This window comes from Rahnella perminowiae (genome assembly GCF_019049755.1).
Lineage (GTDB): Bacteria > Pseudomonadota > Gammaproteobacteria > Enterobacterales > Enterobacteriaceae > Rahnella > Rahnella perminowiae.
In genome coordinates this window covers 1-9,477 of the sequence record NZ_JAFMOS010000442.1, presented here as the reverse complement: position 1 = coordinate 9,477, position 9,477 = coordinate 1, and the positions used below count along the sequence as shown (strand labels likewise).

Here is a 9,477-nt window from a genome sequence, read left to right as displayed (position 1 = left end):
TTTTTCATGTCTGCCGGTTCCCCGATATTGGTCTTTATTCTTTTTCTGCTTGTAGCTGCAACACATTGCTTTCCAGGATTATTTTCAGTGGTGCATCGGGGATGAGTTCTTCCCGTTGCAAAACCAGACGCCACGACCCTTTCTGAAGGTCGGGGGTTCTGAAATGTGCAACCACCGCGACATACATCGCTTCTTTTTCTATCGGCATATTCAGCGTGGCACCGCCATCCGGGCGTACACGGATGTCTTTCCCCGCCAATATATCGTCTTTAAGCACGGTACTGGCCTGTGTCAGCAAAGTCTGATAATCCGTCTGATCAAAGGTCTTTCGGTCTTTTAGCTGATATATCCAGACGTCAGTCGCCAGTGAGGCACCTTCTTCGTCGGGATTGACTGAGGCCCGGGCGATAAAGTCCAACTTCAGTGTTTTAATTTGCTTATAGAAAATGGCCCGGGTCATTGCAGACGTGCCGTCCGAAATGGATTGTGTCAGTCCGCATCCGCCGGTCAGCCCTGACAAGAACGTCAAAGTTACCACTGCCGGATATCGCCACAGGGAATTAAAAGCAGACATTTATCACCTCACGGGTCTTAAAATTGGGCTTCAGCCCTTGATAGTCACTCAACCGGATGGTGATGGTGGACTTCAGGGGGGTGTCAGATGATGCGGAACGCATGACGGTGGTGTAACCCAGTTGCCCTCTGAATCCACCGTCAGAAGAGGTTTGCAATCTGGCCGGGGGCAGAATGTGACGCGGCAGCGTCAGCAGAATACGGGCATCAACCCGCCATCCGAGATAAACCCGTAACAAAACGAGTAAATCCTCCGATAACTGACCTCCCGGCAACCACGCCAGCGCCTCTGCCAGATTTTCCGTATAGAGTTGCAGTTCAAACATACTGTTGACCTCTTTGGCCCAATTACCGAGCACCGGCCGCAAACCCAGCGGCGTTTTATCACCAAACCGCAGTGGCTTAATGGCAATTGTGCGCGGATAGTGAGGACGAACGCAGGCTGTTGTCTCCGAAGACAACAAATTAACCAGCGCGATGACACCTTCCGCCGTACGGGTTGGCATCCGCATATTGCTGAGTAATGCCAGAAAACGGGACACCGGTGTGGCAATGTTTTTCGCTGTCCCCGGAATGCCCAGACCAATGAGTCCGAGCAGGCGCTGTGATGTCTCATCGGTGCCTCCCGCCTCGAAGCTGGCCGGATACGAGTATTTTCGCCATACCCGGTAGAACTGGGTCATGATGCGGTGATTAAAGATATCCAGGAATTCCTCGACTGCCTCATGTCCTTCACGGCGCTGAGCGATATCATCCAGATAGCTGGTGGGCAGAGGGGAGTCGACGCCATACAATCCCAGGAAAGTGGTTCTGACGGTGGGAGGATGTTCAGGGTGATCCCGATCGCACTCAAGCGCTTTTAACTCACTGACCGGAAAGCCCATGCCCGGATGGGGGCGAAAACGTATCAGATCATCTTTCGGGGAACTGGTACTGCCAAGCGGCGGGCGTCGGGGGGAGGATTGTTCAATCAACTGACAAAATCGGTAAAAGTTGGTGTAAGGCAATTTGTCGCCCATATCCCGTATCAGCCGGGAATATACTGGCTGTGGTTCTCTTTCCATTGCAGGCATTTTCCTGAGGGTTGAACGATAAGCGTGAGCCGGTTAAACAAATGAATATCGGCGTAAAGAGCCAGGAAGCGGTTAAGTACCTCACCAAAAAGATAAATATCCCCTTCACCGTAAAACCCCGGCGATTCCACAGTGACTTCAATGTCAACGCCACGCAGCAATAAACCTTTTTCAAAGCGTTGTAACCGGAAGTGTTCGACCTTCACGATAGCATCCAGACGGCGCCGGTTATCTTCACTTTCTGTCCAGTCATAGAGCGCCAGTGTGTTACGCAAAACTTCAGCGTTATCCATCATTGATAAAAAATGGGTGCCGAGATGGCTTAAAACCCGCCAGTGAAACCGATCACGGTTTGGCGGATAGGCTGGCATGGTCGGGGGGCAAAGATTGTGTATGTTAAGCGGCACTGGCAGGGCCTGTGTGGTGGCATTCAGTACTGTGCTGCGCAGTGCCAGGCGGGGCAGTTGTCCGTTTGTACCGGTCAGGCTTAAGGTCAACGTCTCTTCGGCTATCTGACGTTCCTGTTCAAACCCGTCACCGCCCAAAATCAGCCAGGTTTCATGCAGCCCGGTAACGCCCGGTTTGACGCGGGTGTGATAGTAGCGGGCGGGTAAGTGACGGTGCAGCGTACCGCCATGGTATCGAAAGGTACGAAAAGGGGTGTAAACCTGCGCATGCGTGCGTCGGGATGAAGTGACGCTATCGACTGAATATATCTCTGTACAGGCCGCCTGCTGGCGCAGAGGTTGCAACAGATAGTCGGTTTCCTGATTGCAAATGCTCAGCGGTTTGGCATCAAGAGAGAAAAGATTAATTACCGGGACGCAGTGCAGCCGTAAGTGACTGGCATCAAATGAGAAATCAGAGGGGAAGGGGCTGTCGAGAACGATGTCCACTTCAAACCCTGCCAGTGTTGCGGGCAGTACTACCCGTTCAAGTCCGCAGAGGGCAACGAACATAAATTTCTCACGGAAGGTAAAATATTCCAGCAACTGTTGATAGCCGCAACAGGCCGCGTCGCCTCGTTCCCAAAGATTGGCCAGTTCTCCTAATCCTTCTGCCTTAAAATGTAATGTGACCGGTTGCCTGTCGACCTGTCCGGGCAGGCGCAGGTAGCATTTTCTCACCTGATGCGTCAGCGCCAGCAACAATGCGCAGGCTAAAGGAGCATCGCCATTCAGATAGACTGACAGGCATGAGAGGTCAACCCATTGCCAGTTCGCCAGCAGACTGCAGCTAAAACGCAGACGGATAATGTGCTGTCCATCGGGCTCCATTGCCAGCGAGGCGTGTGACAGCGTCAGAGGTTGTAGTGGTAAATCCCGCGTAGTGCGGTAGCGGCAACGAGGGCCTTCCGTGCCAACGGGCTGCGATATGACTTCAAAATGCGCCCCAAGCGTTTGCGTCATTTTCATCTCCTGCCAGGCAGGAGCCAGTTCCACTATAGAGAGCGAAGGGATAGTTCTCAGATAGTGCGGCCAGAGCATACTGACCAGACCTTCGGTGAGTTCCGGCAGGTCATCGTCAAGCTTTTCCCGCAGACGTCCCATTGAGAAAGAGAAGCCCTGAAAGAGCCGCTCTACGGACGCGTCAGCACTGCCAGGCGTCATCAGCCCTATTTCAGCTGCGCGGTCAGGATGTGCCGCGGCAAACTCCTTGGCGGCTTCCCGCAGATAGCGCATTTCAGCATCTAAATATCGCAACGTTAAATCTTCCATGAGAATCCTTAATCTGGTGTGTTGGAGCCGGATGGGGGGGCACCGGCATCATTTGCAGTGGCTGGCGGAAGCAGGAAAATCGACTGCGGCATTTTGAATCCTTTCAGCGCCAGTAATGCCAGCGGGCCGTCTCCCGCCTCGGTTCGCATCAGATAGTTAAGAGGTAAACCGTCTGGCGCTTTCCACACGAGTCTGAAGGTGCTGGAATCAATTTGCGTCACTTTTGCTTTTTCCAGCAGACGGATAAACCCCCAGCTTCCCGGATAATCGGCATACAGACGGGTGCCTGCCCGGACGCTTATCCAGCTTAAGGTCACGCGGGGTTTCCATTGGCTGTCAGGCCAGTTGAAGGGCTGCCAGCTTTCCATCTGGTTAAAGTATTTCAGGTTTTGCTGATCGAGGGTCAGCTCGGTTTGCATCACGTCTTTAGCCGGTTTGGCCATCAGTTCAAAGTGCAGGCTGGCGTCGCCATGGGTGAATACCACATCGGCCAGTTGGGAAAGCTGATTCAGTGCCTGAAGGAATTCCGGATCAAAACGTAATCCCTGTGCGCTGATAACGTCCGGTTCCCAGTGACGTCCCTGAAGTTTAATCACGCCATTGAGATTGGTGGTGATAAAACGCGCAATACGTCCGGTGTCGTTGCGAAGATATTGGGACATCAAAGCCAGAGAAACTTCACTTTGCACGGGGGAAAAGGGGTAATGGCCATTAAAATCGGCGCTCCAGTCCTGAACAATGGCGTTTCGCCACTGTACATTAATACTTTCTGCGGTGGGGGTGAGCACTTGTTGCCATGCCTGTTCCATCGGCTGAACAAACATAGCCTGGCCAAATCCGCTCCATTCCTGCCCCAGACTGGCGGCAACCAGACTGCCGTAATCGCGGGTATCGGTGACATCCACCGATTTTCCCTGAAAGACGGTTTGTGCCAGTGCCTGGGTCATGGCCTGCGGATCAGCGGTATTGGTCACCTGTTGTAACCTGAGACGTACGCGGGTTATCCGGGTCAGGAAACTTTGCAGACTCAGTGAGTTATAGCCATCGCCGCCAGCATTGCTGTTCATTAATGTCAGTAAGGGCGCGAAAGTATCATCAAGAGGTCCCTTCGTGTTTTTATCCCGCTGATCAATGGCGGGTTTTTGATCTGCATGAATCAGGTTCTGAGCGGATTTGACCAGTGATTCGGTCAATGCTTCGTTCTGCCGCCCCGTTTTTCCCTGATAATCCAGCGTATTTAACAGGGCGACCAGCGGAGATTGCCTGATGTCAGCCAACAGCGTCAGTTGATCGATGGCATCAGATAATGTGTCAGCACGACGCCAGTGAATGCTGTTCAGAAAACCGAGCCATGCACCAGAGAAATCCGCAAAGTAGCGCTCAGTCAGCCGTGCTTTCAGCGCCTGCGGTGAGATATCTTCTTTGACAGGGTGCTTGTTATCATTTAACACCCAGTCAATTTCATCCCTGCGGGTATTGACCACGTCATCAATAGCGGGCTGTACCGCCTCTTCCCAGGCCTTGCGGGTGAACATACCCGGAACCACACTGTCGGTGCTGAACAAGGGGCGGGCAGAAGTATCACCCACCATATCTTCAAGGTGCATGTCGGCATAGTGACGGGCAACCTGTAGCAGCATCTTCTGATATAGCGAAGCTTCCGCGTTTCGCATGCCAATCTGGCGTAACAGCAAGGTGCGCACCTGACCCACCATCGCTTCATCTTGCGTGATTTTCCACTGCGGATGTGCAGACAAGTTCTGGGCATAAAAGCTCAGCAGTGAAGGGCCGTAATTACGCCATACCGCGTCACTCACGCCGTTGCGTTGAGGCCACTGTTTCATCATTGTCGTGGTGAAGTATTGCGCGTCCATCTTCTCAGGGCGGGCCATCATCAGATAGGCTTTGAGCTGATCATAGGCTTGTCGGGCCATCAGGCCGCGCTGCGGACTATCGGGTGGCAGACTCAGCAATGCGTTCATCTGTTGTGTCAGTTTGCTTGCGGCGGCGTCACGAATAAATGTGTTGTTAATCTTCAGATAATGCGGCCACAGCGCGGCAAGAAGTGCCTCGTTTTGATTCATGCCAAAACGTAAATACCAGGGCGCGCCGTGGACTGCCCGGTATTGTAACTGGCCTATTTTTCGTTGCAGTTCCTGATGGTTCATCAGGCGTTTTTCCAGCGGGATAGTGGGAGCAGATACCCTGACGGTGAGGTCGACGCTTTCCCTGAGTACGGCACGGTTAGCCGTAAACGACAGCACGGCAGCGAAACACCAGAAAATTAATATTCCGGCAAGGGAATAACGCAGACCTTTTGCCCAGGGGATGCCTATACGTTTTGCCCGGACAGAGGACAAGTCATTGAGGATCCCCTTCCAGCTGGCATCAGGCAGCCAGCGAAATTTATCGACGCCTTCGACGAAGCGTAATGGCTGACTAAACATGATACCGCGTAAAGGGGCGGCATACGGGCCCGATAATAACGGCGTAAGGGTTACGCGCAGGCGTGCAATTTCCCCGTTCAGTAACTGATGTGAGAGGCGTAACATGAAATCGTCGGCGGGCTTTTGAAGAACCTGCTGAGTCCCCTGTACCGTCAGTTGTGATGTCAGTTCCCGCAGCGCTTCTTCCAGCATTTGCGGCGTACTGTTTGCGGCTAACAAGCATCCGATGGGTTGGGTTTCACGGGACGCCGGTGGCGATTCGCTATTTTCAATCTGCCAGACATAGAGGGGAACCTGCCAGCCGAGTAATTTCGCGCGATCACGTAACTGACGTGCGGCGGTGTCGGTCAGCGAAACCTGCTGATGACGGGCATCACATACCCAGACGATGGCCTGAGGCGGGCGGCGGCGTAATTTGCGCAGCGCCGAAATACGGTTGCTGTCTGATGCTGAGGTGATGTTACCGCCCCATAATAGTACGGTGCCATCGGCTTCAATCCACTGTTGTGAAATCAGTTCGGGGGCAATCATCCTCACCAGCCTGGATTGACCGACCAGAACAACTAACCGGACTTTCGACCGCCAGAAGCGTCCATAACGGTGGCGCAGATAATCACAAAGCGCTTCTGTATAAGGGAATTGTGTTTCGCCTTCAGCAGCAGAATGCGTTTCTTTTTTCGATATGGGGCTCCGGGCGGAAGGGGGCCGACGTGAGTTGCGATAAATAGCCATCACTCCGAATAACAGTGCCATGCCCAGCGCCCAGATCAGACTGCGCAGCAACGGGCTGATCCCCCAGCGTTCGCTAAAGAAATACAAAACCGCGGCGAGAATCGCACCAAATACCATCGCCAGCAAACTGGCTCCGGAAGGGCGGGATGCAAAGGGATTAATCATGAAATGTCTTCTCCGGGAGAGACAGTCGCAAATACCAAAGCGTCAGCCTGCGACAGAACCAATGATTGCGGTGCGTAACGGTATTCGGCCATCAGCATCATGAGGGTTATCGTAAAATAGTCAGTGGCAGGGCCGGGTTTTCCCAGCCAGTACGGGATGAACTGTTGTTCTGGCACAGGGGGATTGGATGCCGGATTTTGCACACGCAGTTGCCTGCAGCGTTTAAGCGTCAGGGTATTCTGTACGGCAATAGCGGTTTGGTTGTACCACTGGTCTGAAACGCTTATCGCCGGTGCCTGATATTTCAGGAACAAACCGGCGTTATGTTCAGCTTCCTCTGCTGTGCCTGTCACAGGCCGGTGCAGGCGACAGCGTGACCTCACCGAATCTGACCCATTGGCAGCAATTAACCATGCGATAGCACCGTCGGTGTGGATCCGGGGTTCATCATTTTCTGGCCACTGGAAAAATATCAGTAATTTAGCGTTGTTATTACCGTCATTTAGCCACTGCGTCGTCTGATCAGCCCAGGGCTTTGTCACGGCACCACTGAAGAAATCAGAGACTGCTGAAAGTGATAAACCCAGTTTTTCCCATGTCTGGGCAAAGGCCCGCCGGGCCGCTTCGTCATCGTTGCAGGGTAAATAAACGTCAAGCGGGTTCCGTAGCATCCTGAGGGAAGCGGCTAAGGGAGCCAGTAATTCTTCGAACAGATACAAAAGGGGAGGGCGCGATGGCAGTGAGAAAGCCACTTCATTGTTCACTAGTGTCCGGTGTTCAAAAGGGTGCGGGATTTCGGCGGGGAATATGTAGCTGAAATCCACGATATTCAGACCTGATTGTGCCCATACCTGCCATTTTTCCTGATGCCATTCATTTTGCTGCTCCATGCTTTCGGCGTGTTCCGCATTAACGCCGTAACTGAACAATCGCCAGCCGGCAATACCCAGAAACAGCACGGTGACGGTAATCACTGCGCCAAAGGTCAGCAATAAAATCCGCGGATCTTTAAGCCAGTACCACAAGCTACACCCGGCACCAATGCAAAGCATCACCAGCAGGGAAAGACCACGCCACCATCCGTTCCACTGAAGAGGTGCCGGATGTTTAACAACATACGGCAGCGGAATATCCCAGGACATTATCCTTATCCTTCAATATAGGTAGTGGGCAGGCTGCTCAGTACTTTGCAGCCACAGGCACAGACGGCTTGATCGAAAGCCACTTGTTTGCCGTCTGAGAGCCATGTGGGTGTGGTACTCACAATACGATTGACGCCATGACCTAAAAGGGGACAAATGACGACATCGCCAATTAACGCGGCAACAATGCCTTCAATAATCATGGTGGATGAAGCAGACATCACAACGCCACCGCTGGTCAGTTTATCGCCCAGCCGTATAATTCCTTTTTGCATAATATTTTCTCTGTTTAAATGTTGGGGATCAGAAAGGGTAAAGTGTTAACAGTTGTCAGGTTTTTTTAGGGGTAGTAATGAACATCAAAGTTACCTGATTTTAAGTGAGGTTATCTTTTACGGGGTAATAGTAAACATCGAAACCACCTTGTATTATTATTTGAGGTGTTGAAACAATCCCTTTTTCAGGTTTAATCCATTCACCTTTTTCTTGTTTATATTTTATTTTCTCTCTGGTGAATTTATCTAGATCTAAAGTATTTCCATTAGGTATGTTTAATGCCGCACAAATTCTTTCAAAGAGATCGCCAGGTGCTCGAGCATCGTTATTCAACCCCCGGAATAAAACGAAAGAGAATCCTCCAGTAAGGGACAGGTAAATCAGCACGGCATATCCCCATTCCTCGAGGCTCAGGGAGGCAAAAGATGCGTAAATAAACACCATAAAGAAAAAGAAAATCCCAGTGCCTTTTATAACATATCTGATGCTAAATCGATTTTTTCCGGCATAACATCCGGTAGTGACCGATATTGTTTCCAGTTGGGGTTTAGCCGCAGCATAGATTTTAAAGCCATCATCTTCTGGCATAGCTGCCATTTCTACATAATCACCTACCTGAATATTGGTTTGCTTAAGCCAGCCTGAGAATAATTTACCGTCAACTTTTCCTTCAACATAAATACATTGTGACTCTTTTCTCTTGCCATCATTAAACCGCGCATGAGGCGCATCCCCGGAAAAAAACTGTAACAGTACTAAAAGTGAGGCCCCCTCGTTATCGCGTTTTATTTTCTCTTCGGCGCGGGCTTTTTCGGTACTGTATTCACTGAAGTCAAAGTAACCAATGACCTTTTTGACTGAGAGCTCTTCGACAATGCCGCTGATTTTGATTAGAGGTTTGGTTGGCGGCAGTTCAGGTAAGGGAGGGAAGCTATTTTTCTCCGCTTCTACTTGTCGCAGATATTCTTTTGCCCTGATAACACGTTCACGCAGTGTATCGATATACTCCCTGTTTTGCCTCTCTTCACAGGATTCTGTAGCATTTGATGAATGATATGTCTCGTCATATTCATTTATCGATTCAGTTCGACTGGCAATATAAATGTTTAAACTGGCGTAACATCCTTCTAGTCTGTCGGGATCTTTAAATTCACTTCTCAGGCAGCTGGTGTAGTTATATAGCTGCTCATCTGTTTCTTTTTCCATTAATTTGTCCTTTATCAATTACATTGACATGGTGATGTCAAATTGCTATTGATTGGCATTATCTTTTTCTGGGTAATAGAAAACATCAAAGCTTCCTTTGTCTAATGTTTGTATAATTGCAGATGGTACCTTTTCATATCCTGAT

At 50.9% G+C, this 9,477-nt stretch carries 7 protein-coding genes; all 7 read right to left on the bottom strand.

The features are described 5' to 3' along the window. Nucleotides 1-34 precede the first annotated feature (34 nt). The 7 genes from tssJ to J1785_RS07275 all read right to left on the bottom strand — a co-directional run bounded on the left by tssJ (nt 35) and on the right by J1785_RS07275 (nt 9,332). A complete protein-coding gene (tssJ, locus tag J1785_RS07305; protein WP_217219136.1) occupies nt 35-574 on the bottom strand; it encodes a type VI secretion system lipoprotein TssJ in 540 nt (179 codons plus the stop codon). After that, nucleotides 561-1,637, bottom strand: a complete 1,077-nt coding sequence (gene tssG, locus J1785_RS07300; protein ID WP_217219135.1) for a type VI secretion system baseplate subunit TssG — start codon at nt 1,635-1,637, stop codon at nt 561-563. The genes tssJ and tssG overlap by 14 nt, the downstream gene beginning before the upstream one ends. Further along, nucleotides 1,601-3,364 carry a type VI secretion system baseplate subunit TssF gene (gene tssF / locus J1785_RS07295; protein ID WP_217219134.1) on the bottom strand — a complete coding sequence of 588 codons (1,764 nt, stop codon included), beginning with the start codon at nt 3,362-3,364 and terminating at the stop codon, nt 1,601-1,603. The genes tssG and tssF overlap by 37 nt, the downstream gene beginning before the upstream one ends. Nucleotides 3,365-3,372: 8 nt before the next feature. Continuing rightward, nucleotides 3,373-6,708 (bottom strand): ImcF-related family protein, encoded by a 3,336-nt coding sequence (locus J1785_RS07290; protein WP_217219133.1) that lies wholly within the window; start codon nt 6,706-6,708, stop codon nt 3,373-3,375. Continuing rightward, complete coding sequence (locus J1785_RS07285) at nt 6,705-7,850, bottom strand: hypothetical protein (RefSeq protein ID WP_217219132.1); 1,146 nt, start codon at nt 7,848-7,850, stop codon at nt 6,705-6,707. The genes J1785_RS07290 and J1785_RS07285 overlap by 4 nt, the downstream gene beginning before the upstream one ends. 5 nt (nt 7,851-7,855) lie before the next feature. Further along, nucleotides 7,856-8,125 (bottom strand): PAAR domain-containing protein, encoded by a 270-nt coding sequence (locus J1785_RS07280; protein WP_217219131.1) that lies wholly within the window; start codon nt 8,123-8,125, stop codon nt 7,856-7,858. A gap of 100 nt (nt 8,126-8,225) precedes the next feature. After that, a complete protein-coding gene (locus J1785_RS07275; protein ID WP_217219130.1) occupies nt 8,226-9,332 on the bottom strand; it encodes a putative type VI secretion system effector in 1,107 nt (368 codons plus the stop codon). Nucleotides 9,333-9,477: the final 145 nt, after the last annotated feature.

What these genes read in the sequence shown, in the direction of transcription:
- tssJ (WP_217219136.1), bottom strand. Translation starts at nt 574, where the DNA reads ATGTCTGCTTTTAATTCCCTGTGGCGATATCCGGCAGTGGTAACTTTG.
- tssG (WP_217219135.1), bottom strand. Translation starts at nt 1,637, where the DNA reads ATGGAAAGAGAACCACAGCCAGTATATTCCCGGCTGATACGGGATATG.
- tssF (WP_217219134.1), bottom strand. Translation starts at nt 3,364, where the DNA reads ATGGAAGATTTAACGTTGCGATATTTAGATGCTGAAATGCGCTATCTG.
- J1785_RS07290 (WP_217219133.1), bottom strand. Translation starts at nt 6,708, where the DNA reads ATGATTAATCCCTTTGCATCCCGCCCTTCCGGAGCCAGTTTGCTGGCG.
- J1785_RS07285 (WP_217219132.1), bottom strand. Translation starts at nt 7,850, where the DNA reads ATGTCCTGGGATATTCCGCTGCCGTATGTTGTTAAACATCCGGCACCT.
- J1785_RS07280 (WP_217219131.1), bottom strand. Translation starts at nt 8,125, where the DNA reads ATGCAAAAAGGAATTATACGGCTGGGCGATAAACTGACCAGCGGTGGC.
- J1785_RS07275 (WP_217219130.1), bottom strand. Translation starts at nt 9,332, where the DNA reads ATGGAAAAAGAAACAGATGAGCAGCTATATAACTACACCAGCTGCCTG.